The 21856-nt window shown below is 56.1% G+C and carries 21 protein-coding genes and 1 pseudogene; 8 read left to right on the forward strand and 14 right to left on the reverse strand.

The features are described from left to right. Positions 1 to 7: 7 nt before the first annotated feature. On the reverse strand, positions 8 to 754 hold the full coding sequence (locus FA91_RS12370; protein ID WP_034916165.1) for a MerR family transcriptional regulator: 747 nt from the start codon (positions 752 to 754) through the stop codon (positions 8 to 10). A 681-nt stretch (positions 755 to 1435) separates the two neighbouring features. Here FA91_RS12370 and FA91_RS12375 point away from each other — a divergent pair. From FA91_RS12375 to FA91_RS12400, 6 genes are all read left to right on the forward strand, one after another. After that, entirely contained in the window at positions 1436 to 2419 is a 984-nt protein-coding gene (locus FA91_RS12375) for an autoinducer 2 ABC transporter substrate-binding protein (RefSeq protein WP_034916167.1), read from the forward strand. A 74-nt stretch (positions 2420 to 2493) separates the two neighbouring features. Further along, positions 2494 to 3987, forward strand: a complete 1494-nt coding sequence (locus tag FA91_RS12380; RefSeq protein ID WP_034916169.1) for a sugar ABC transporter ATP-binding protein — start codon at positions 2494 to 2496, stop codon at positions 3985 to 3987. Beyond that, complete coding sequence (locus FA91_RS12385) at positions 3980 to 4966, forward strand: ABC transporter permease (protein ID WP_034916171.1); 987 nt, start codon at positions 3980 to 3982, stop codon at positions 4964 to 4966. The genes FA91_RS12380 and FA91_RS12385 overlap by 8 nt, the downstream gene beginning before the upstream one ends. 1 nt (position 4967) lies before the next feature. Then, entirely contained in the window at positions 4968 to 5918 is a 951-nt protein-coding gene (locus FA91_RS12390; protein WP_034916173.1) for an ABC transporter permease, read from the forward strand. Positions 5919 to 5933: 15 nt separating this feature from the next. Then, entirely contained in the window at positions 5934 to 7568 is a 1635-nt protein-coding gene (locus FA91_RS12395; RefSeq protein WP_034916174.1) for an FGGY-family carbohydrate kinase, read from the forward strand. Beyond that, on the forward strand, positions 7568 to 8170 hold the full coding sequence (locus tag FA91_RS12400) for an SIS domain-containing protein (RefSeq protein WP_034916176.1): 603 nt from the start codon (positions 7568 to 7570) through the stop codon (positions 8168 to 8170). Before FA91_RS12395 ends, FA91_RS12400 begins: the two co-directional genes overlap by 1 nt. Before the next feature lie 61 nt (positions 8171 to 8231). Here FA91_RS12400 and fabB read toward each other — a convergent pair whose 3' ends face one another. Then, positions 8232 to 9452 (reverse strand): beta-ketoacyl-ACP synthase I, encoded by a 1221-nt coding sequence (fabB, locus tag FA91_RS12405; protein WP_034916178.1) that lies wholly within the window; start codon positions 9450 to 9452, stop codon positions 8232 to 8234. A 169-nt stretch (positions 9453 to 9621) separates the two neighbouring features. Here fabB and mnmC point away from each other — a divergent pair, with 169 nt between their 5' ends. Continuing rightward, positions 9622 to 11625, forward strand: a complete 2004-nt coding sequence (gene mnmC / locus FA91_RS12410; RefSeq protein WP_034916180.1) for a bifunctional tRNA (5-methylaminomethyl-2-thiouridine)(34)-methyltransferase MnmD/FAD-dependent 5-carboxymethylaminomethyl-2-thiouridine(34) oxidoreductase MnmC — start codon at positions 9622 to 9624, stop codon at positions 11623 to 11625. Between the two features lie 121 nt (positions 11626 to 11746). Here mnmC and FA91_RS12415 read toward each other — a convergent pair whose 3' ends face one another. The 11 genes and pseudogenes from FA91_RS12415 to prmB all read right to left on the reverse strand — a co-directional run bounded on the left by FA91_RS12415 (position 11747) and on the right by prmB (position 20591). Continuing rightward, positions 11747 to 12004 (reverse strand): bacteriocin immunity protein, encoded by a 258-nt coding sequence (locus FA91_RS12415; RefSeq protein WP_034916181.1) that lies wholly within the window; start codon positions 12002 to 12004, stop codon positions 11747 to 11749. Further along, positions 12001 to 14022, reverse strand: coding sequence for a cell envelope integrity protein TolA (tolA, locus tag FA91_RS21480; RefSeq protein WP_051937152.1), 2022 nt, complete (start codon positions 14020 to 14022; stop codon positions 12001 to 12003). The genes FA91_RS12415 and tolA overlap by 4 nt, the downstream gene beginning before the upstream one ends. Before the next feature lie 317 nt (positions 14023 to 14339). After that, complete coding sequence (locus tag FA91_RS12425) at positions 14340 to 14552, reverse strand: YfcL family protein (protein WP_051937154.1); 213 nt, start codon at positions 14550 to 14552, stop codon at positions 14340 to 14342. A gap of 76 nt (positions 14553 to 14628) precedes the next feature. Next, a pseudogene (locus tag FA91_RS12430) lies at positions 14629 to 15313 on the reverse strand (hypothetical protein). 31 nt (positions 15314 to 15344) lie between these two features. After that, on the reverse strand, positions 15345 to 15776 hold the full coding sequence (locus FA91_RS12435; RefSeq protein WP_034919269.1) for a hypothetical protein: 432 nt from the start codon (positions 15774 to 15776) through the stop codon (positions 15345 to 15347). A 255-nt stretch (positions 15777 to 16031) separates the two neighbouring features. Continuing rightward, complete coding sequence (locus FA91_RS12440) at positions 16032 to 16313, reverse strand: YfcL family protein (protein ID WP_034916183.1); 282 nt, start codon at positions 16311 to 16313, stop codon at positions 16032 to 16034. Between the two features lie 31 nt (positions 16314 to 16344). After that, positions 16345 to 16890 carry an elongation factor P hydroxylase gene (locus FA91_RS12445; RefSeq protein WP_034916185.1) on the reverse strand — a complete coding sequence of 182 codons (546 nt, stop codon included), beginning with the start codon at positions 16888 to 16890 and terminating at the stop codon, positions 16345 to 16347. A gap of 19 nt (positions 16891 to 16909) precedes the next feature. Further along, positions 16910 to 17713 carry a sulfite exporter TauE/SafE family protein gene (locus tag FA91_RS12450; protein WP_034916187.1) on the reverse strand — a complete coding sequence of 268 codons (804 nt, stop codon included), beginning with the start codon at positions 17711 to 17713 and terminating at the stop codon, positions 16910 to 16912. A 9-nt stretch (positions 17714 to 17722) separates the two neighbouring features. Continuing rightward, on the reverse strand, positions 17723 to 18544 hold the full coding sequence (gene mepA, locus FA91_RS12455; RefSeq protein WP_034916188.1) for a penicillin-insensitive murein endopeptidase: 822 nt from the start codon (positions 18542 to 18544) through the stop codon (positions 17723 to 17725). Between the two features lie 4 nt (positions 18545 to 18548). Next, the gene (gene aroC, locus FA91_RS12460) at positions 18549 to 19634 is read right to left on the reverse strand and encodes a chorismate synthase (RefSeq protein ID WP_034916190.1); all 1086 of its coding nucleotides are present in this window, start codon (positions 19632 to 19634) and stop codon (positions 18549 to 18551) included. Positions 19635 to 19658: 24 nt separating this feature from the next. Continuing rightward, positions 19659 to 20591, reverse strand: coding sequence for a 50S ribosomal protein L3 N(5)-glutamine methyltransferase (gene prmB / locus FA91_RS12465; RefSeq protein ID WP_034916192.1), 933 nt, complete (start codon positions 20589 to 20591; stop codon positions 19659 to 19661). A gap of 182 nt (positions 20592 to 20773) precedes the next feature. Between prmB and smrB the strand changes: the two genes are divergently transcribed. Further along, positions 20774 to 21325, forward strand: a complete 552-nt coding sequence (gene smrB, locus FA91_RS12470) for an endonuclease SmrB (RefSeq protein WP_034916194.1) — start codon at positions 20774 to 20776, stop codon at positions 21323 to 21325. A 22-nt stretch (positions 21326 to 21347) separates the two neighbouring features. On the opposite strand, the gene sixA is transcribed toward smrB, so the two are convergent. Continuing rightward, positions 21348 to 21830: a phosphohistidine phosphatase SixA gene (gene sixA, locus FA91_RS12475; protein WP_034916196.1), complete on the reverse strand. Its 483-nt coding sequence runs from the start codon at positions 21828 to 21830 to the stop codon at positions 21348 to 21350. Positions 21831 to 21856: the final 26 nt, after the last annotated feature.

The raw sequence follows: 21856 nt of genomic DNA on the forward strand, positions 1-21856 counted from the left end.
GGCGGGTTCAGTGGTATTCATTGACCTGTTTATCGGTGCCGCACAGCAGCACGGGTTGACCGGCAGTAATGCTGTCACAGTAGAGCTGATACCTGCTTTTACTGATACCTGCGCCGCACCACAGCAGATGGTGATCGTAATGGCGTTGTGACACGGCTGGCGTTTCGCTGACCTCCGAAGAAATCTCAACGCAAAAACCTTCACCCGTAAGCCGGATGGCCTCAAGCCATATTTCTGTAGTATCGGTAACGCTTATTGCTTCAAGAAAAAGCGGCGTCGCGCAGTTGCGATCCGCAGCGCGGTTGATGGAATAAAAATGAAGAATCACGCAGTGATGAAAACGTTCCAGACGCTGTTCAGCGCCCTGACGGCGGTCATCCCGCAGCCAGCGATTCAGCGGACGCATCAACAGATTGATAAAGTCCTCACTGGAGAAGTCCCCCGCCATATTTCTGACACTTCTGAGCAATGCCCGCTCTGAACCAAACTCCAGCAGCCACAGCAGATCGCCTTTTCGCGCGGGCCATCCGGTCAGACGATGTGACACAGCGTCTGTATGACTCCACTGGATCTCATTCAATGATGCGCCGCCCGCGGTATGCGCTTTAATCAGGTAAATCTCATCAAGCTGCGCATCGCTCCACCCTTCCCGGTGGTTTTCAGTAGAAATTAACCCACGCCGCTGCCAGCGGCGCAGATTGGCCTCGTGCGTTCCGGTAAGTGCGCAAACGGTTTCAGTTGTGTGAAAAATCATTACCTGCCCTCATGTGAGGGGAATGGCCGCCGATGGGATCGGGGATGAAGAATCATTGTGACCCTTTCAGAAATTAAAAGATACCGGGCAAATGCAATTTAGTGTGTATGCGTACAGCTTTATGTAAAAAAGACAGCACAGCCGCAGGAAGGCAGCAGCCATACCTTAGTACCTGCTTTTAACACCAGTTGGCAATGTCTGATGAATTTTGTCAAAAAACGTCATGTCCGCATGGGGATATGTAATAAAAAAAGGTAACTTAAAACATTAATTTCATTTGCCTGATCCGATTTTCAGATGACGAATGTTGTGCATTGTCACATTTTCGAATCTTTTTTAAGCGCTGCGCGATATTTCGCCGCAATGCCATAAAATAGAAAAGTTTATTTGTTAAAAAAAGAGTTTAACTGGTTAATTATTTAACATTTAATTTACATCAATGAAGCGGAAAATGTAGTAAAAATCCAACTATAATACAAAAATTAACTTAATTTTAACCTATAAATACTTAAAATTTAACAATAATGGGCATTAATCACATTTTGCTTACATAACTGCATGAGTCCTTCCCTTCGCTTGTTATCTTTCTGATGTGGCCATCGCCACGTCTTACCTGACGATAAGTCTGCCTCAAGCAGACAACATGGCGGTCAATCCGCATCCTACGAGAAAGGTATAGTTATGAAACTCAACCTCGCATTATACGCCTGTGTGGCTTCTGCCAGCATGCTGTTTACAACACCCACCTTTTCTGCTGAAAAACATGATATTGCCGTCGTGGCCAAAGTCACCGGCATTCCGTGGTTTACCCGTATGGAAGTGGGCGTGAAAGAAGCCGCGACCAAACTGGATGTGAATGCCTATCAGGTAGGCGGCTCAACGGCCGATCCGGCTCAGCAGGTGAAAGTCATTGAGGATCTGATCGCCAAAAAAGTGGATGCCATTATTGTGGTGCCAAACGATGCGAAAGTGCTGGAGCCGGTACTGAAAAAAGCCCGCAGCCAGGGCATTGTCGTACTGACGCATGAATCCCCCGACCAGCAAATTGGCGAGTGGGACGTGGAAACTATCGACAGCCAGAAATACGCTGAAAAGAACGTGGATGAGCTGGCCTCGGCGATGGGCGGCAAGGGTGGCTACGCCATCTATGTCGGCTCGCTGACCGTGCCGCTGCACAATGCCTGGGCCGATGCCGCTATTGCTTACCAGAAGAAAAAATATCCAGAGATGCACGAGGTGACGTCACGTCTGCCGGTGGCGGAAAGCATTGATAAATCCTATGCCACCACGCTTGATCTGATGCGTACCTATCCCGACCTGAAAGGCATCATTGGCTTTGGTTCCCTCGGCCCGATCGGTGCAGGTCAGGCGGTGAAAAGCAAACGTGCCAAAAACAAAATCGCCGTGGTCGGTATCGCCATGCCTGCACAGGCCGCACCTTACCTGGCCACCGGCGACGTAAAAAAAGCGTTGCTGTGGGATCCTAAAGATGCTGGTTTTGCGCTGGTCAGCCTGGCCGATCAGATCCTTGACGGTAAGCAGGTTACTGAAGATCTGACCATCGACGGCATCGGTAAAGCGGACGTGGACATGAAAACGCACGTGATCCGCTTTAACCGCATCCTTGAAGTGACAAAAGATAACGCTAAAACGCTCGGTTTTTAATTACGCCATACCAGGGAAAAGCCGGTTCCCCTTTGGAACCGGCGCCTGAACGCCCATCGCTTCGGACATCGATTATGTCGCAACCTTTTATCTCATTAGAAAAAATCAGCAAATCCTTTCCCGGCGTACGGGCGCTGGATAGTGTGACTCTGACCCTGAATAAAGGCGAAGTGCACTGCCTGGCCGGACAGAACGGCTGTGGGAAAAGCACGCTGATTAAAGTCATTTCCGGCGTTTATCATCCCGATAAAGGCGCACATATCGGCATCGACGGTAAACTGTTCACCCATCTTTCGCCTTCGCTGTCTGCTTATTATGGCGTACAGGTGATCTATCAGGATCTGTCGCTTTTTCCTAACCTGACGGTGGCGGAAAACATTGCGGTGCATCGCTATCTGCCGGGCGGCGGCTTCTGGGTACGTCGCCGCGCCATGCGCAAGCTGGCGGTGGACACCATGCAGCGCATTGGGGTGATGCTCGACGTGGATCGCAAAGTCGAAAAACTCTCCATCGCCGATCGCCAGCTCGTGGCTATCTGCCGGGCGCTGGCCGCCGACGCCAGCCTGGTGATCATGGATGAACCGACCGCCTCGCTTACCCGCCATGAGGTCAATGGCCTGCTGCGGGTAGTTAACGAGTTAAAGGCCGCGGGTATCTGCGTCGTGTTTGTCAGCCATAAGCTGGATGAAGTGATGGAGGTCGCCGACCGTATCAGCGTGATGCGTGACGGCAAGTTGGTTGGCACCTGGCCGGCCAGCGATCTTAACAGCGACGAACTGGCCTTCCTGATGACCGGACAGCGATTTGAATTCAGCCATTTACCGGCGCGCGCTGATAAAAGCGAAACGCCGCTGCTGGAAATCACTAACCTGACGCGAAAAGGTCAGTATCAGTCGGTTAACCTCAGCCTGCGCCGTGGAGAGATTACCTCGCTGGTCGGCCTGCTCGGCGCGGGACGCACCGAACTGTGCCTGTCGCTGTTTGGTATGACGCAGCCCGACAGCGGTGAAATCCGCATTGAAGGCAACGCGGTCAGGCTGCGCAACAATCGCGAAGCCATTCGTCATGGCATTGCCTACGTGTCTGAAGATCGCCAGACGCAGGGGCTGATTATGCAGCAGTCGATTTTTGACAATATGCTGGTGCCGGTGTTTGACCGTATTCGCAACCGCCTCGGCCTGCTCGATCACTGCAAGGCGCGGCATCAGGTCGCCGCTCTCATTCGCCAGTTGAATATTAAGGTGTCCGACAGCCAGCTGCCGGTGCAGACGCTTTCCGGCGGAAACGCCCAGCGCGTCGCTATCGGTAAATGGGTGGCGACCGATCCGCGCGTGCTGATCCTGGATTCGCCCACCGTCGGCGTGGATATCGCCAACAAAGAAGGAATTTATCGCATCGCGCGCGATCTGGCCGAGTCCGGCATGGCGGTATTGATGATCTGCGATGAGATCCCGGAAGCGTATTACAACAGTCACCGGGTGCTGGTGATGCGCAAAGGCGAGCTGGTTGCCAGCTTCGCGCCGCATCAATGTAAAGAAGAAGAGATTGCCGGAGTGGTCAATGAATAACAAGCTGCGACATATCATCAGCCACCATGAGTTCTGGCTTGGGATGCTGATCCTGCTGCTGGTGCTGGGCCTCAGCCTGCGCACTACGGAGTTTCTGACCCTCGGCAACCTGACCGATGTGGCAACCAGCTATGCCATTCTGGGTATTCTCGCCTGCGGGCTGTTTGTGGTGCTGATCGCAGGCGGCATCGATATCTCTTTCCCGGCGATGACCGCTATTGCTCAGTATGTGATGGCCAGTACTATGCTGGCGCACGGCGGCAACTTCCTGGTGGTATTTGCCATTGCCATGCTCTGCGGGCTGGCGCTCGGCCTGATTAACGGCGCGCTGGTCTATTACCTGCGCGTGCCGGCCATCATTATCACCATCGCCACGCTCAATCTCTTTTACGGACTGCTGGTCTGGTTCACCAACGGGACCTGGCTGTACGGTTTCCCCGACTGGTTTATGAACGGCATCAACTGGCTCTCATTCACGGCGGCGGATGGGTACGAATATGGCCTCACCCTGCCCCTGCTCTGCCTGCTGGCGGTATTTATCGTCACGGGCGTGCTGATGCGCTATACCCGACTGGGGCGGCAGATCTACGCCATGGGCGGCAATCGGGAATCCGCCTCGCGCCTGGGCATGAACCTGCTGACGCTGCATTTTTACGTTTACGGCTATATGGGCCTGCTGGCGGGCGTTGCCGCAGTGGTTCAGGCACAGACCACGCAGTCCGTTGCGCCGAACTCGCTGGTGGGCTACGAGCTGACCGTGCTGGCGGCGGTGGTGCTGGGCGGTACCAGCATGACCGGCGGGCGCGGTTCTCTCATCGGCACGCTGCTTAGCGTACTGCTGCTGGCCTTTTTGCAAAACGGACTGACGCTGCTGGCGGTCTCTTCGTACTGGCACATGGTGTTCAGCGGTCTGATTATTTTAATTAGCATCAGCGCCACCGCGTGGAATGAAAAACGCAAACTGGCGAAGGGAGTGTGAGATGGAGCGATTGATTAAAGCGTTACCCGGTGACCGCATTATTAAGCTCCAGGTGCTGATGATCGCGGTGGTGCTGGCGCTGTTTTCCTTCACGCTGGGCGGCCGGTTTTTCAGTATGGGGAACTTCCAGTCCATCGCCACGCAGCTCCCGGTTCTTGGGCTGCTGGCGCTGGGAATGGGGCTGACCATGCTCACCGGCGGCATCAATCTGTCGATTATTGCCAGCGCCAACGCCTGCTCGCTGCTGATGGCGTGGATCATTACCACCCATCCCGGCCCGCAGTATCTGCTGCTGGCGCTGCTGGCGGGTGCGCTGCTGGCGGTGGCAATTGGTACGCTCAACGGCTTGCTGATCGCGGTGGTTGGCGTGTCGCCGATCCTCGCCACGCTCGGCACCATGACGCTGATCGCCGGATTGAATATCCTGCTCTCTAACGGCGCGGTGATTTCGGGCTTTCCGCCCCTGATCCAGTACCTCGGCAATGGCGATCTGTTCGGCGTACCGGTTGCGCTATTCATTTTCCTGCTGGTGGCTTTTTTGCTGTGGGTGCTGCTGGAGCACACCACGCTCGGCCGCAGCATCTATCTGCTGGGTTCAAACGAAGAAGCGACGCGCTTCAGCGGCGTGAATACCGCGCGGGTACAGGTGACGGTTTATGTGCTTTCCGCGCTGCTGAGCTGGGGGGCGGCGCTGCTGATGATGTCCATGTTCAACTCCGCCAAGGCGGGCTACGGCGAATCCTGGCTGCTGGTGACCATTCTGGCTTCGGTGCTTGGCGGGGTGAATCCCGACGGCGGCTTTGGTCGGGTGGTCGGCCTGGTGCTGGCGCTGATCGTATTACAAATGCTGGAGAGCGGCCTCAATCTGCTGGGCGTGAGCAGTTACCTCACCATGGCGCTATGGGGCGGCGTTCTCATCCTGTTTATTGCATTACAGAATCGCAGAACCTGACGGACGAGGCTAACAATGACAAGTTACTATCTGGGTGTGGACGTGGGAACCGGCAGCGCGCGGGCAGGCATTTTTGATACCCAGGGCCGGATGATGGGCCAGGCCAGCCGTGAAATTGCGCTTTTCCGCCCACAGGCTGATTTTGTTGAACAGTCGTCAGATGATATCTGGCAGGCGGTTTGCGACTCTGTACGGGATGCGGTTAACCAGACCAATATCAATCCGGTACAGATCAAAGGCATTGGTTTTGACGCCACCTGTTCGCTGGTGGTGCTGGATAAAGAGGGCAAGCCGCTGACGGTAAGCCCGTCCGGGCGCAGCGAACAGAACATTATTGTGTGGATGGATCATCGCGCGATTACGCAGGCTGAACGCATCAACGCCGCGCAGCATCGCGTACTTGACTACGTTGGCGGCGTGATTTCGCCAGAGATGCAGACGCCCAAACTGCTGTGGCTGAAACAGCATATGCCCAACAGCTGGCAGAATATCGGTCACCTGTTTGATCTGCCGGACTTCCTGACCTGGCGCGCCACCCAGGACGAAACACGCTCGCTCTGCTCGCTGGTGTGTAAATGGACCTACATGGGTCATGAGAAACGCTGGGACGAGAGCTATTTCCGCCAGATTGGCCTGGAGGATCTGCTGGAACATGACGCGGCGAAAATTGGTCGCAGCGTGAAAACCATGGGCGAGCCGCTGGGCCACGGCCTGACGCAGCGTGCGGCGCAGGAGATGGGCCTGCTGCCCGGCACGGCGGTCAGCGTCTCGATAATTGACGCCCATGCGGGCAGCCTCGGCACGTTAGGCGCATCCGGGGCATCGGGCGAACATGCGGATTTCGACCGCCGTATCGCGCTGATCGGCGGCACCTCGACCGGCCACATGGCGATCTCCCGCGAGCCGCGTTTTATCAAAGGCGTCTGGGGGCCCTATTTCTCTGCCGCACTGCCGGATTTCTGGCTGAACGAAGGCGGACAGTCGGCCACCGGCGCGCTTATCGATCACATTATTCAGTCGCATCCGTGCTACAGCGCGCTGCGTGAACAGGGCAAATCGCAGGGTAAAACCATTTATGAAATGCTCAACGATTTGCTACGCAAAATGGCGGGCGAGCCGGAGAATATCGCCTTTCTGACCAAAGATATTCATATGCTGCCCTACTTCCACGGCAACCGCTCGCCGCGCGCCAATCCCCACCTTACCGGCGTGCTGACCGGCCTGAAGCTGTCACGTACGCCGGAAGATATGGCGCTGCATTATCTGGCGACGATTCAGGCTATCGCGCTGGGCACGCGGCATATTATCGAAACGATGAACAAAACCGGCTACAGCATCGATACCATTATGGCCAGCGGCGGCGGCACTAAAAATCCGGTGTTTGTGCAGGAACACGCCAACGCCACCGGCTGCGCCATGCTGCTGCCGGAAGAGAGCGAAGCGATGCTGCTTGGCAGCGCAATAATGGGCACCGTTGCGGCGGGCCTGTATGAGTCCCTGCCGGAAGCAATGAACGCCATGAGCCGCACCGGTAAAACCGTCACCCCGCAAACCAATGAGATCAAACGTTATTACGACCGTAAATACCGCGTCTTTCGCGAGCTGTATCACGATCACGTGAAATACCGTCAGATGATGCAGGAGGCATGATGAACGACGCAGAGGCCTGGCAGCAGGCGCAGGCTGGCTGGCAAACCTGGAGCCGCACGCTGGCGCGGCTGGAAGAGGATATCGATCGCCAACAGTGGCTGGCGGTGCTTAATCTGCTGGCTGACTGTCCGGGGAAAATTGCCGTTACCGGCATCGGCACCTCCGGCATTGCGGCGCGTAAAATCGCCCATATGCTGGCCTGCATCGAGCAACCGGCCATCTGGCTGAGCGCGGCGGATGCGGCCCACGGCGACATCGGTTTTCTTCGTGCGGACGACGTGTTGATCATGCTGTCGCGCGGCGGCAACTCCGACGAACTGACCCGCCTGCTGCCCACGGTGAAGGAGAAAGGCACGCGCGTGATCGCCGTGACTGAGAATCCCGACTCTCTGCTTGCCCGCGCAGCGGACTGCCTGCTGCTGACACCGCGCGTGGAGGAGATCGACCCGCTGAAGATGCTGGCAACCACCTCTGTCGTTGTAGTGCTGGCGCTGTTTGACGGCATGATTGCCGGACTGATGGCAAAGAGTGGTTTCGGCAGAGAGCAGTTGCTGGCGGTGCATCCCGCGGGGAATGTTGGCAAAGTGCTGCGCGGCGAGTAGGTCATATTGAGACAAAAAAAGGGATGGCCCTGCGGCGCATCCCTTTTTTAATAGCTAACGCTTACAGCTTGCGCATCACCAGCGTGGCGTTGGTGCCACCAAAGCCAAAGCTGTTCGACATGACGGTGGTCAGCGTCTGTTCGGTCGGTTTGGTGATGATATTCAGCCCTTCGGCGGCCGGATCCAGCTCATCAATATTGATGCTTGGCGCGATGAAACCGTGTTCCAGCATCAGCAGCGAATAGATGGCTTCCTGCACGCCCGCAGCGCCCAGCGAGTGACCGGTCATCGCTTTGGTGGCGGACATTGCTGGCACGGCGTCGTTAAACACTTCACGGATGGCGCCCAGCTCTTTCACGTCGCCCACCGGCGTGGAAGTGCCGTGGGTGTTCAGATAGTCAATTGGCGTATCCACGCCCTGCATCGCCAGACGCATACAGCGCATCGCGCCTTCGCCCGACGGCGCAACCATGTCGGCACCATCGGAGGTGGCGCCGTAGCCAACCACTTCCGCATAGATGTGCGCGCCGCGCGCCAGCGCGTGCTCAAGCTCTTCAACCACCACCATGCCGCCGCCGCCAGCGATAACAAAACCGTCGCGGCTGCTGTCATAGGTACGGGAAGCCTTCTCAGGCGACTCGTTATATTTGGTGGACAGCGCGCCCATGGCATCAAACTCGCAGGACATTTCCCAGCACAGCTCTTCACCGCCGCCGGCAAACACCACATCCTGTTTGCCCAGTTGGATCTGCTCAACTGCGTTACCGATGCAGTGCGCGGAGGTGGCGCAGGCAGAGCTGATCGAGTAGTTCACGCCGTGAATTTTAAACGGCGTAGCCAGACAGGCAGAAACGCCAGATGCCATGGCTTTGGTGACCATATACGGGCCGACGCCGCGCAGGCCTTTTGCGCGCATGCCGTCAACGCTGGCCACCTGGTTAATAGGCGACCCGCCGCCGGAACCGGCCACCAGGCCCACGCGCGGATTGTTTTGATACTGCTCAACGGTGAGGCCGGAATCTTTCACCGCTTCCAGCATAGAGATGTAGGCATAAATGGACGCGTCGCTCATAAAGCGCAGAACTTTACGATCGATCAGGCTGGTGATTTCATCTTTAGTAAGCTTAACGTTACCCCAGACGTGACTACGCATGCCGGAATCTTTCAGCTCCTGAGAGAAGGTAATGCCGGAGCGACCTTCACGCAGGGACGCCAGGACTTCTTCCTGGTTGTTACCAATGCTGGAAACGATTCCCAGGCCAGTAATCACTGCACGTTTCATTCAATACCTCATCACTTCTTTATTAGGATACGATTATCAAGATTCGAGGAGCACTTTAGCTTACAGTTGTACGCCGAACAAGTCCGATCAGCGGTTAGCTTGTGTAAATTTGCGTAGGTGAGATCACACCGTTACAATCGCGCCACCGCCTGATAACCGAGCTTCCGCCGTGAAAACCACGCCTGTTGAACATGCTGAGCTGAACTGGAATGAACAGGGTACACCTGTATCCCGAGCGTTTGGCGATGTGTACTTCTCTAATGAAAACGGCCCGCAGGAGACCGCCCACGTCTTCCTTGGCGGCAATCGGCTTCCTGCCAGGTTTAGCGACCATCCGCGCGATCTTTTTATTACCGCCGAGACAGGTTTCGGCACCGGCCTGAATTTTCTGATGCTGTGGCAGTGCTTTGATGTTTTCCGACAGCAGCAGCCTGAAGCCAGACTACAGCGTTTGCACTTCATCAGCTGTGAGAAATTTCCGCTTAGTCCGACCGATCTGGCTCGCGCCCACGCTCACTGGCCCGAGCTGGCCGACTATGCCGCTGCGCTACGCGCGCAGTGGCCGTCGGCAACGCCCGGCTGTCATCGGCTGCTGCTGGACGGCGGACGCGTGACGCTCGACCTGTGGCTGGGGGATATTAATGCGCTGACAGACAGTTTTGATGACAGCCTGAATCAGCAGGTCGACGCCTGGTTTCTGGATGGTTTTTCGCCGGCGAAAAACCCGGAGATGTGGACGCCTGGCCTGTTTGCATGCATGGCGCGACTGGCCCGCCAGGGCTGCACAATCGCTACCTTTACCGCCGCCGGTTTTGTGCGGCGTGGACTGATCGACGCCGGTTTCAGCATGGAGAAACGTAAAGGTTTCGGCCCCAAACGGGAGATGCTGGGCGGCGTGATGGCCCGGGCAGATGCGACGCCACCGCGAACGCCCTGGTATGCACGGCCGCAGGCGCAATGCGGTGAGATCACGCTAATTGGCGGCGGCATCAGCAGCGCCCTTCTCGCGCTTGCGCTGCTACGGCGCGGCAAAAAAGTGACGCTGTACAGCGCCGATGCGCAGCCTGCCGCGGGCGCATCGGGGAATCGTCAGGGCGCGCTCTATCCGCTGCTCAATCATCACGATCCGGCGCTGGCAACCTTTTTCCCCGCGGCCTTTACCTTTGCACGACGCCTGTTAGATCAGCTCGATGTCACGTTCGATCATCAGTGGTGCGGCGTTACGCAGCTTGCGTGGGATGAAAAAAGCGCCGGAAAAATTGCGAAAATGCTGACTATGCGCCTGCCGGAAGCGATCGCCCGCGCGGTGACGCAGGCGGAAGCGGAAGCGCTGTGCGGTGTTAAAACCGGCTGCGGCGGCATCACCTATCCCCTCGGCGGCTGGCTCTCTCCGGCGCAGTTGACGCCCGCGCTGTTCCGGCTGGCGCAGCAGCAGGGGCTGGTCACGCACTGGCAGCATCATCTGGACGGGCTGACCCGCCACGACGACCGCTGGAGGCTGAACTTTACCGGCAAGCCCGACGTTGACGCCACCACGCTGGTGCTGGCGACCGGCCATCAGTTAACCGCTTTTGCGCAAAGCAAAAAGCTGCCCGCCTACGCGGTGAGCGGGCAGGTCAGCCATCTGCCGACCACGCCTGGCCTGAGTAAACTGAAGCAGGTGCTCTGCTACGACGGCTATCTGACGCCGGTAAACCCGAATAACGGGCAGCACTGCATCGGTGCCAGCTATCATCGCGGCGACAGCACGACGGCCTATCGCGAAGACGATCAGCAGGAGAACCGCGCGCGTCTGATCCGCTGTCTGCCGGATACGTCCTGGCCGGAGGAAGTGGATGTCAGTGCGCGGCAGGCCCGCGTTGGCGTGCGCTGCGCCACGCGCGATCATCTGCCGATGGTCGGCCCGCTGCCTGACTACGACCGCCTGCTTGAGCAGTACGTCAGGCTGGCAGAAGAGCGGGCGCAGGCAGGCGAAACCCCGGTGCATTCCGGCGTATTTGTGCTGGGTGCGCTGGGTTCGCGCGGTTTATGCAGCGGCCCGCTGGCTGCCGAGGTGCTGGCTGCCGAACTGTGCGGCGAGCCGATACCGCTCGATCGCGATACGCTGGCCGCCATGCATCCGGGGCGTTACTGGATCAGGAAGCTGTTGAAGGGGAAAGCGGTCAGGACTTGAGAGCCTGTAAGTGGCCGTGCTGCTGACAGGTAACCATTTTCTGGCGTGCGGCCGTGAATACGCCTGAAGACTGGATTAGCGAATGGAAGTAAAAAGGCTCCTGCCTGAGGAGCCTTAATTATTATTCCGGTTTAAAACCTGGTTTGCCGTTTGCGGCGCGCCACTCTTTTACTTCCTGAACAACGCCTTCAGGACTGTCATCTCGTCCATCTTTCGGATGAAAAATTAAGCCGTTACGGTAAGGGTGCTCACATAATCGGTCAAATTCAACAACGGCTTGTGAATGTTCAGACTCCGTTTTGTAATCCACATCAAATATCTTACGAACAAACGCCAAAAATTCCGACTCAGTATAATCAGAAATACTATTTTTTTTCATTTCATATTCCTTTTGTTATGTAGTTTTATATGGTTTTTAGGTGTCAATACGTGAATATTATCAACATCGTAAACTGCACCGCCATTTTTTATATGTTCAATATGATGTAGTTCATATCGATTTCGCCCACCGACTTGTTCAGATGGCGTGGGGAATGGTGCATTACCTTTTCTAAGATTTCTTTTATTACTTTCTTTAAAATGGTTTATCAATTCGGGAGCCTGGCTCACCTCGCCCCAGAAAGCCCTGCGAAATGAGTCAAAACTTGCGAATTCCCGTCCACGCAATTTATCCGCTATCTGGCTGGGAATCGGCGCCCCTTCACCCTGGCCCGCGCCACTTAACCAGTTATCTCCTGGCGGCTGACCTTTACCCGTAACCGTGCCGGGCATATTCCGGGGGCTACGAAAAACAATATACATCGGATCTAATCCCGAACCATCAGGAAAGACCAGAATCAGATCGTTAAACTCTATGTCATCTGCCACTGGCGTAATGGTGACAGTGGCCTCCTGTGGCACCGTTACCGCGCCGCCGGTATGTACAATTTGCTCGGGTAAAGGCAGCGGGCCGGTCAGAATGGTTGAGCCGTCAACGCCAGGCGCATCAGCAGGACTAACAAGGATGGTCTGTTCAGGCACATCCGCTACCGCTGGAAGTTTATATCCCCAATAGCCAGTGATATCGTCCTGAATCGCACGGACCACTGGTACTTCACTGCTTATCGGGTTACGAACGAACTGCGTTTCCAACGTCCCGTCGTCCTGCATAACCAGTCGGCCCCTGACGGGCATATTTAATGACTGACCATGCTCCCATTTAGCCAGGAGTTCAGAAGTTTCTGGCAGGTTCATTATATTGTCATTAAACATCACACTGATATCTCTGCCGGGAACAATATCGCTGCCCACTCCAACTTTTTTTGAGTACAACAGTCCGGCAACCGTTGCTGCTACGGGTCCTGCCAGGCTCGCGCTGGCAATCCCACGCAATTCGACTATAACATTAAGAATACGCATTATCAGGGCATGAGAAAGCAAAGAATCGGGTCTGATGGCACCTACTGACGCAGCAGCCCAACCTATTGATTGTACGTTCGACATTCCGCGGGTTGCCTGCACATAAGGGGAATGAAGTCTCTCCATACCTGCCTGGCGTCGCTTTTGTGCCTCTGCTTCCGCCTTTGCTCTGGCCTCTGCTTCTGCCTTTGCTCTGGCCTCTGCTTCCGCCTTTGCTCTGGCCTCTGCTTCTGCCTTTGCTCTGGCCTCTGCTTCTGCCTTTGCTCTGGCCTCGGCTTCTGCCTTCGCTCTGGCCTCGGCTTCTGCCTTTGCTCTGGCCTCGGCTTCTGCCTTTGCTCTGGCCTCTGCTTCCGCCTTTGCTCTGGCCTCGGCTTCTGCCTTCGCTTTAGCCGCCGCGATTGCCTGAGTAACAGCAGCCTGTTGCTCACGAACAAAGTTAATCATCGCAAGCTCTGCTTTTGCAGCACGGGTTTTTTGTCGTGCCTGGGTAATCCTTTGTCCGGACTGCGTACTGTTTGCCCATAAGGCATTTTCCGAAATGACTTTTTCCAGTGAGGCTATGCGCGCAGCAGAAATATCCCCCTTATAAACTGCACCAATACTGTAGTTACCGCTGTAGATGTTTTTATCGTTAACTTTATCATTACTATCTTTATCGCGAAGTAAACTCTGCGGGGCAAGACCCAGGTCAACTCTACCGACAGAGAAATCCCCATTCAACCCAACGGATGAATTGGGATTTACGCCTAAAATATGGCCATCCCCATCTATATAATAAAAACTGAATATCTGTGGGTTAATACCGTGTGAGCGAGCCCGTGCATCGCCAGCGGTACGCAGCTCGTTTGATACGCTTCCTCCTTTATTCCCTCCTGAACCGCTATTGTCTCTGTTGCCAGCATTTCCCTGACTCCCACCGCCCGGAGCGGGTTCATTGCCTCTTTCTGAACTCCAGTTAGTTCCGTCTCCCGGGCCTCCACCGTAATTAAATCCGGCCATAACGTTCTCCTTTACGTTGTTAATGTAAATCCACTTGAGGACTTATTCTCAGTCCCTTCCTTTGAACATATCTGTTTTTTCCATAAGATAAAAAAGAAGTGACGGCGTGATATTAAACACTCACCGATATTGGCAGGATGACATAGCATGATGATGCGGAAATAAAAGACTAAACGACCATCAGTAAAACTCATCCGTGACTCTCTCTTCCTTTGTTACCCGGAGACAGGTTAAAGCGTTTTATAATATTTAACTCACCGGTTATCCATTCTCAGAGAAACGAATTGTGAAACCGGTCATATAACTGTTCCTTTCTGTTAGCATGGCTGGCGCACTTTGAGGAACAGGTTATCCCACTTGCCGATCACCAGCGTCTGAGCGTGCGGTGACAGCTCACCGGCCTGGATGGTGTTTTGCAGGCTGTCCTGGATCTGCAATGCTTCCGGCGTGTGTTCGCCGCGCTGTTCAATTTCCACCAGGGTCAGATGACCGCGCTCGTCGTCGCTGGCGTGTTCACTACGGCGAGCCAATGCTGCCTGACCGCGACACGCCGGTCACCATGCATCCGGGGCGTTATTGGATCAGGAAGTTTTCATTTCAGAAGTCTCACTTTCCACTCTGAATAAAAGAACCGTCACGTGATGCAATGGCAACGTTGCCCGAACGGAAATCACGGTAGGGTTCGATGGTTCGCATAAATGGCGGTAGCATACCCTTACGCGGTATGGCTTGCGGGAATCGTTCAGGATCGGGGAAAAGTATGGGCCGGAAGGTGTCGTTTTTAAATCGGCCAATTGCGCCGTAATAGTCCCAGCGTTTAAGCGCTTCTGCCTTACTGACAGGACGCAGCCTCGGAAAGGGGTTCTGGACAGACGTAACGCGATAAAAACCTAAAAGATCCGAGACCAAATCCTCTCCGCTAAAACCGCTGTCCGTTAAGAAACTGATCGGGGGTGTTGCCTGCAAGGCTTCGAATTTACGTGCCAGCGTCATCATCATTGCCAGCGCAATACTTTGGCGCTCATGCCACGGGCGACCATGCCGAATGCGCCAGGTGATAAATTTTCCGGTACGAACGAAATTATATGGACTGTTCATTCCTTGCGAGTAAGTGACGTCGTAAAATTTTTTTCCCTGAAGCTTCACCAGCATTGAACCGGTTCATGAGTAATTCAATATCCGTACCTTGCGCATGTCCCAGGTCTATCCAACCCAGAACTTCTGTATACACGAGTCCATATTTTGAATAAGTACTTTTACTACCATCAATTATCTCGCTTCGCTTGCTCATCCTTGAATCTCCATTTAATAAACAGCGATGTTCACTGGCGGGTTCTCTCCTGAATTTGCACCATTACTGTCTTATCCGTCGTAAATCTCCCTGTAGTTACCATATCTTTTGAGGCTGATGTGAGCCAGCAATCTGCTTCCACATCACATGTCGCCTGTCGCTTGTATCCTTTAGCAATCAGGTAAGTTTCAATATCATGGATGTCTTCAGTACCATAAAACGTTACTGTCCAGACAAACGTCGCTGGTCCGGCGATATTTGCAAAATCAAAATCATAGCGCGCAGATATTCGAGGCATACCTTTCAGCAGATCGTGGGTAAGCAATTTATACCGCCGCGAATCCTGCTCGGTGTAGTGAGCGCTGCCGTCAAAGCCAATTTCGATAACGGGCCAGAACCAGACCACGCCGGAAATGATGAGAGTAATGATGAATATGCCAGTAAGACCGATTATCTTTTTCATCGCGTCGGCTCGCATTTACCGTTTTGCATAAGAAAGCCATTGAGGACAGCGAAGCGACCAATATGATAAGGCGTATATGAGGTGTGAATTGGCGCAGGCGTCGCGCCGTTATGTGTTCTGTTATTCATCCCTGAACTTTCCATCCTGACTACGCAGACTCAATACGTTGTGTCTTTATAATCGTTCGGGCGTCGCTTCTCAATGCGGACGCGGCCAATCTGAGAACCGGTCATGGAAACAGCGCCCGGCCGCCGATCAGGATGGCTGGCGCGCTTTGAGGAACAGGTTATCCCACATGCCGATCACCAGCGCCTGATCGCGCGGTGACAGCTCACCGGCCTGGATGGCGTTTTGCAGGCTGTTCTGCACCTGGATCTGCAACGCTTCCGGCGTGTGTTCGCCGCTCTGTTCAATTTCCGCTACCGCCAGGGTCAGATGACCGCGCAGATAGCCGCTGGCAAACAGCTCGTCGTCGCTGGCGTGCTCAACCATATCGTCGATCAGGGCCAGGATCCGCGCTTCAAATTCATCGATCATATAATTCCTCTTCCATTCGTTCACCCGCCGTTCACAAATCTTCCGGCCAGGGAAACTGTGATGCCGTCAACGGGGGCATTGAGTAATAAGTGCGAAGTTCTGCAATAAAGCGCGCTGGCCGGGGCGGTATGCCCTGTTCCAGGTATGTCATCACCTGAGCATGAACCCTGCGTTGGAACGCAATGCGATCCGGCTCACAATCTCCACTGAGATTGTCACAACTTACGTTAAAGGGAAAGCCTGCCGCGACACAAAACATCCACTCCAGCGCCTGCGGCTTGATCTCCACTGATTCAAACTGGCTCTGCGTCTGCGCATCGCGCCCGTCAGGACAGTACCAGTAGCCAAAATCCACCTGTTTTCGCCGCTCCGCGCCGGCAATACACCAGTGGGAGATTTCGTGCAGCGCGCTGGCGTAGTAGCCATGCGCAAATACCACCCGATGGTAGTCAACGCTCTCGTCCGCAGGAAGATAAATCGGTTCGTCGTCGCCTTTAATCAGGCGGGTCTGAAAATCGTGGTAAAAGCAGCGATCAAAGATTTCAATGAGCTGCGGGTAGTTATGTTTCTGAGTCATATTTCTTCTTCTGGATAAATCAGGCCAACAGTCGATGGAACCAGGCCGCAATAGCCACGCCGTGACTGTCGTAAAGCAGTTTTGCGCTCATTACCGCTGAAACCACGACCACCATCGGGCGGATCAGCGTCTGCCCACGGCTGAGCACCATGCGCGCGCCAAGCCGCGCGCCGCAAATAGCACCAATCAGCATCACCAGTCCGGTGCCCCACACCACTTTGCCGCCGAACATAAAAAACAGCAGGCCGCCGAGGTTAGAGGTGAAGTTAAGCACCTTAGCGTGCGCGGTAGATTTCGCCAGGTTGTAACCGCACAGCGTGACGAAAGCCAGCGCGTAGAACGATCCGGCGCCCGGCCCAAAAAAGCCGTCGTAAAAGCCTACGCAGCCGCCCGCCACCAGCGCAAACGGCAGGCCATGCAGGCGACGATGCCTGTCCTCTTCGCCCACTTTCGGCATCAGCAGAAAGTAGAGACCGATGGCGATCAACAGTAGCGGCAGCACCTGGCGCAGCAGTTCGGCGTTGATATGCTGAATCAACACTGCGCCGCTCACTGAACCGATAAACGTCATGGCGATGTTCAGCTTCTGCTCGCGCAGATCCACCGCCCTGCGCCGGATAAAGTAGAGGCTGGCGGAGAAAGATCCGCCCACCGATTGCAGCTTATTGGTTGCCAGCGCCTGCGCCGGAGAGAGCCCCATCGCCAGCAGCGCGGGAACGGTCAGCAGACCGCCGCCGCCCGCGATGGAGTCAATAAACGCGGCCAGCACGGCGACGAAAAACAGCATGCCCACCAACAACGGGCTGACCACAAACCAATCCATTTCAGCCCCTTACAGAAGATGTTTATCCAACAGCGCCTGGCACATCGGCGGCAGCGGCGGCGGCTCACGCTTAACCGGGGCTGCGCCTGGCTTCGGCGGGGCAAACCAGCTTTGCAGCTCTGCGCCACAGCCGTCACCAGGCGGAGGTAACGGCTGATCCTGACACGCCGTGCTGCCTGCCGGACAACGCAGACGCACGTGCATATGGGCGCGATGGCCGAACCACGGACGCACTTTACGCAGCCAGTCGCGATCCTGTCCGGCATCGGCGCAAAGCTGCTTTTTAATTGCCGGATTGACGAAAATGCGTGTCACATCGCTGTCTTTCGCCGCCAGCTTAATCAGACTGTCGATCGCCGGTTGCCAGTGCCGCGCCACCACGTTTTTGCCGTCTGCCGCCACCAGATCGAGCGGCTGCGGTTTCAGCAGCATCTGTTCGCTCCAGCGGGTTTTCGGCAACTGGAGCCAGATATCCACATCCAGCCCGGACTGGTGACTGGCGTGACCGCTGCTGAAGCGTCCACCTGCCGCCATACCCATATCGCCGACCATCACTTCGCCAAGTTGCAGCGTGTGAACCTGGGTGCTGAGGCGCTGAATAAAGAGGATCAGATCCGGATGGCCAAAGTAGCGTCGCTGATCCTGACGCATCACCTGATACCCCTGCGCATTCAGCGGCAGCGGTTCAGCGCCAATAATGCAGCCGTTGGCAAACGCGCCAATCGACTGCGCGTCGCCGGGGATCGGCTGGCGAATAGATTGCCAGGGCGTGGCCGCCAGCGCGCCAGCGCTGAGCAGCAGGATACAGGCGGCGGTCAGAACTTTTTTCATGCGGCTACCAGCGTGGAATTGAGGTCTGGACATCGGCGTTCTGCGCGCGCTGGCGCAGCAGGTGATCCATCAGTACGATAGCCATCATCGCTTCGGCAATGGGCACGGCACGGATGCCAACGCAGGGATCGTGACGCCCTTTGGTTACCATCTCCACCTCTTCGCCCGCGCGGTTGATGGTTCTGCCTGGCACGGTAATGCTGGAAGTGGGCTTCATGGCGATGGTCGCCAGAATCGGCTGGCCGCTGCTGATGCCGCCAAGAATACCGCCCGAATGGTTGCTCTGGAAACCGTTGACGCGCAGCTCGTCGCGATGTTCGCTGCCGCGCTTGTTCACCACCGCGAAGCCGTCGCCAATTTCCACGCCCTTCACCGCGTTGATGCTCATCAGCGCGTGAGCGAGATCCGCATCCAGACGATCGAAGACCGGTTCGCCAAGGCCAGGCGGCACGTTTTCTGCCATCACCGCCACCTTCGCGCCGATGGAGTCGCCCTCTTTTTTCAGCTCGCGCATCAGCGCATCCAGCGCCTCGATTTTGTCCGGATCGGGACAGAAGAAAGGGTTCTGTTCTACCTGATCCCAGTCGCGCAGCTCGCAGGCGACGTCGCCAATCTGCGCCAGATAACCGCGCACGCGAACGCCATGCTTTATCTCAAGATATTTTTTGGCAATCGCGCCCGCGGCGACGCGCATCGCGGTTTCGCGCGCCGAAGAGCGTCCGCCGCCGCGATAGTCGCGCAGGCCGTATTTTTGCTCGTAGGTGTAGTCGGCGTGATTCGGGCGGAACACGTCTTTAATCGCGCCGTAGTCCTGCGAGCGCTGGTCGGTGTTTTCGATCAGCAAACCAATGCTGGTGCCGGTGGTGACGCCTTCAAAGACGCCGGAAAGGATCTTCACCCGATCGGGCTCGCGACGCTGGGTGGTGTAGCGCGACGTACCGGGACGACGTCGGTCGAGATCGTGCTGTAAATCCGCCTCCGTCAGGGGAATACCCGGCGGGACGCCGTCAACGATGCCGCCCAGCGCCGGCCCGTGGGATTCTCCAAAGGTGGTGACGCGAAAAACCTGTCCGATAGTGTTACCCGCCATGCTGGCTCCTGAATATTGGCTGACTTAATCTTTATAAAAGCTGAAGTGATGCTGCGCAGCGACGATCTGCTCGCGCGTCAGCATAAATACGCCGTCGCCGCCGTTGGCGAACTCCAGCCAGGTGAAGGGCACGTCCGGGTACTGCTCAATCATGTGCACCATGCTGTTGCCCACTTCACAAATCAAAACGCCCTCTTCGCTCAGATAATCCGGCGCGTTGGCTAAAATACGTCGCGCCAGCTTCAGCCCGTCGCTGCCTGCGGCCAGGCCCAGCTGCGGCTCGTGGCGGTACTCGCCCGGCAGGTCGCTCATGTCGTCCTCGTCCACATAGGGCGGATTGGTGACAATCAGATCGTATGGCGTGTTGGGCAGTTCACGGAACAGGTCGGCGCGGATGGGCGTGACGTTGTGCTGCATGCCGTGCGCCTCAATGTTCTGCTCGGCAACCGCCAGCGCGTCGGTGGAGATATCCACCGCGTCCACTTCCGCATTCGGGAAGGCATAAGCGCAGGCGATGGCGATACAACCGCTACCGGTGCACATATCCAGAATGTGTTTGGGTTCGTGCGGAAGCACGGCGGCAAAGCGTTCGTTGATCAGTTCGCCAATCGGTGAACGCGGCACCAGCACGCGCTCATCAACGTAAAACTCATGGCCGCAGAACCAGGCGCGATTGGTCAGATAGGCAACAGGAATGCGTTCGTTAATGCGGCGGATCACGCGCTCAACGATGCGATGGCGTTCGCTGGCGGTGAGGCGAGCAGTGCGCATATCTTCCGGGATATCGAGCGGCAAATAGAGCGTGGGCAGAACCAACTGGACGGCTTCGTCCCAGGGATTATCGGTGCCATGACCGTACCAGAGTTCGGCAGCGGAAAAGCGGCTGACCGACCAGCGCAGCATATCCTGGATAGTGTGCAGTTCGCTGACTGCCTCATCGACGAAAATTTTGTCCAAAGTGCCCTCCAGAGGCCTGACGTATACCTGGTCGCTAGTTTGCCATGAAGTGCAGGTAAATCCAGCGCAACAGCGTGAAAAAGCCGACATTTGTTTTTTGATGGATAAAGCCAGGGTAGACTGAGGGCAGAACGGACGGGAAGGAAGCGAAGCCCGTCCACCTGATAAAAACCGGAAATCCGATGACCAAAAAACAGAAGCTGAGCGCGGAAGAGCAGGCGCTGTTTCGCAGCCTGATGACCGGCACGCGCAGGCTGAGCCAGGACACCATCATCCACAAGCCGCAGCGTAAAAAGATCGGTGAAGTGCCGCAAAAACGCCTGCTTTCAGAGCAGCGCGATGCCAGCCACTACTTTTCTGATGAGTTTCAGCCGCTGCTGCCGGAAGAGGGAGCGGTACGCTACGTGCGCAGCGACGTCAGCCACTATGAGCTGAAAAAATTGCGGCGCGGCGACTATACGCCAGAGATTTTTCTGGATCTGCACGGGCTGACGCAAAAGCAGGCGAAAGAGGAGTTAGGCGCGCTGATCGCTGCCTGCCGTCGCGAACACATCTTTTGCGCCAGCGTGATGCACGGACACGGCAAGCATGTCCTGAAGCAGCAAACGCCGCTCTGGCTGGCCCAGCATCCGCTGGTGATGGCCTTTCATCAGGCGCCAAAACTGTTTGGCGGTGACGCCGCGCTGCTGGTGCTGATTGAAGTTGAAGAGTGGGTGCCGCCCGAACTGCCCTGAGCAGGCGGCATCCGTAAAGGAGTTACATCGCCTTCGCCAGTTTTGCCGGGCTGACGTGCCAGACCAGCCTGCCGCAGGCGCTGTCGGCATCATAATCAATGCAGGCAATAGCGGAAGTCGCAAACATCGGCGGCGCTTCCTGCGGGCAGAGTTCAGAAACCAGATAGCCCACCAGCGGCAGATGAGAAATGACCAGCGCAGACTTCACGCCCTCTTTCGCCAGCGCCTGAATGTAGCAGGCGGTCAGCGCGGGATCGCCGCCTGGCGTCAGCTCTGGCAGCACTTCCTGCCCGTCCGGCAGCGTCAGCGCTTCACGTACCGTTGCCAGCGTCTGCTGTGCCCGGAGATAGGGGCTGACCAGCACGCGGTCAATATCCACCGCCTGATCGTTCATCCACTTCGCCATCTGGCGCGACTCATCGCTGCCGCAATGAGTAAGAGGTCTTGCCGAATCACTAGCCGCATCCAGTGCCGCATCGCCGTGACGCATAATGAAAACTTGCATAATGCACCGCTATTGTTAAACAAAAA

It is taken from the genome of Erwinia sp. 9145 (assembly GCF_000745075.1).
In the GTDB taxonomy this organism is placed as follows: Bacteria; Pseudomonadota; Gammaproteobacteria; order Enterobacterales; family Enterobacteriaceae; genus Erwinia; species Erwinia oleae.

Bases quoted from the DNA above. Each gene is read 5' to 3' on its own strand.
- sixA (WP_034916196.1), bottom strand. From the start codon at position 21,830: ATGCAAGTTTTCATTATGCGTCACGGCGATGCGGCACTGGATGCGGCT.
- FA91_RS12440 (WP_034916183.1), bottom strand. From the start codon at position 16,313: ATGATCGATGAATTTGAAGCGCGGATCCTGGCCCTGATCGACGATATG.
- smrB (WP_034916194.1), top strand. From the start codon at position 20,774: ATGACCAAAAAACAGAAGCTGAGCGCGGAAGAGCAGGCGCTGTTTCGC.
- aroC (WP_034916190.1), bottom strand. From the start codon at position 19,634: ATGGCGGGTAACACTATCGGACAGGTTTTTCGCGTCACCACCTTTGGA.
- FA91_RS12385 (WP_034916171.1), top strand. From the start codon at position 3,980: ATGAATAACAAGCTGCGACATATCATCAGCCACCATGAGTTCTGGCTT.
- FA91_RS12400 (WP_034916176.1), top strand. From the start codon at position 7,568: ATGAACGACGCAGAGGCCTGGCAGCAGGCGCAGGCTGGCTGGCAAACC.
- FA91_RS12415 (WP_034916181.1), bottom strand. From the start codon at position 12,004: ATGAAAAAAAATAGTATTTCTGATTATACTGAGTCGGAATTTTTGGCG.
- fabB (WP_034916178.1), bottom strand. From the start codon at position 9,452: ATGAAACGTGCAGTGATTACTGGCCTGGGAATCGTTTCCAGCATTGGT.
- FA91_RS12380 (WP_034916169.1), top strand. From the start codon at position 2,494: ATGTCGCAACCTTTTATCTCATTAGAAAAAATCAGCAAATCCTTTCCC.
- FA91_RS12390 (WP_034916173.1), top strand. From the start codon at position 4,968: ATGGAGCGATTGATTAAAGCGTTACCCGGTGACCGCATTATTAAGCTC.
- FA91_RS12370 (WP_034916165.1), bottom strand. From the start codon at position 754: ATGATTTTTCACACAACTGAAACCGTTTGCGCACTTACCGGAACGCAC.
- FA91_RS12450 (WP_034916187.1), bottom strand. From the start codon at position 17,713: ATGGATTGGTTTGTGGTCAGCCCGTTGTTGGTGGGCATGCTGTTTTTC.
- mepA (WP_034916188.1), bottom strand. From the start codon at position 18,544: ATGAAAAAAGTTCTGACCGCCGCCTGTATCCTGCTGCTCAGCGCTGGC.
- FA91_RS12375 (WP_034916167.1), top strand. From the start codon at position 1,436: ATGAAACTCAACCTCGCATTATACGCCTGTGTGGCTTCTGCCAGCATG.
- FA91_RS12445 (WP_034916185.1), bottom strand. From the start codon at position 16,890: ATGACTCAGAAACATAACTACCCGCAGCTCATTGAAATCTTTGATCGC.
- FA91_RS12435 (WP_034919269.1), bottom strand. From the start codon at position 15,776: ATGAAAAAGATAATCGGTCTTACTGGCATATTCATCATTACTCTCATC.
- tolA (WP_051937152.1), bottom strand. From the start codon at position 14,022: ATGGCCGGATTTAATTACGGTGGAGGCCCGGGAGACGGAACTAACTGG.
- FA91_RS12395 (WP_034916174.1), top strand. From the start codon at position 5,934: ATGACAAGTTACTATCTGGGTGTGGACGTGGGAACCGGCAGCGCGCGG.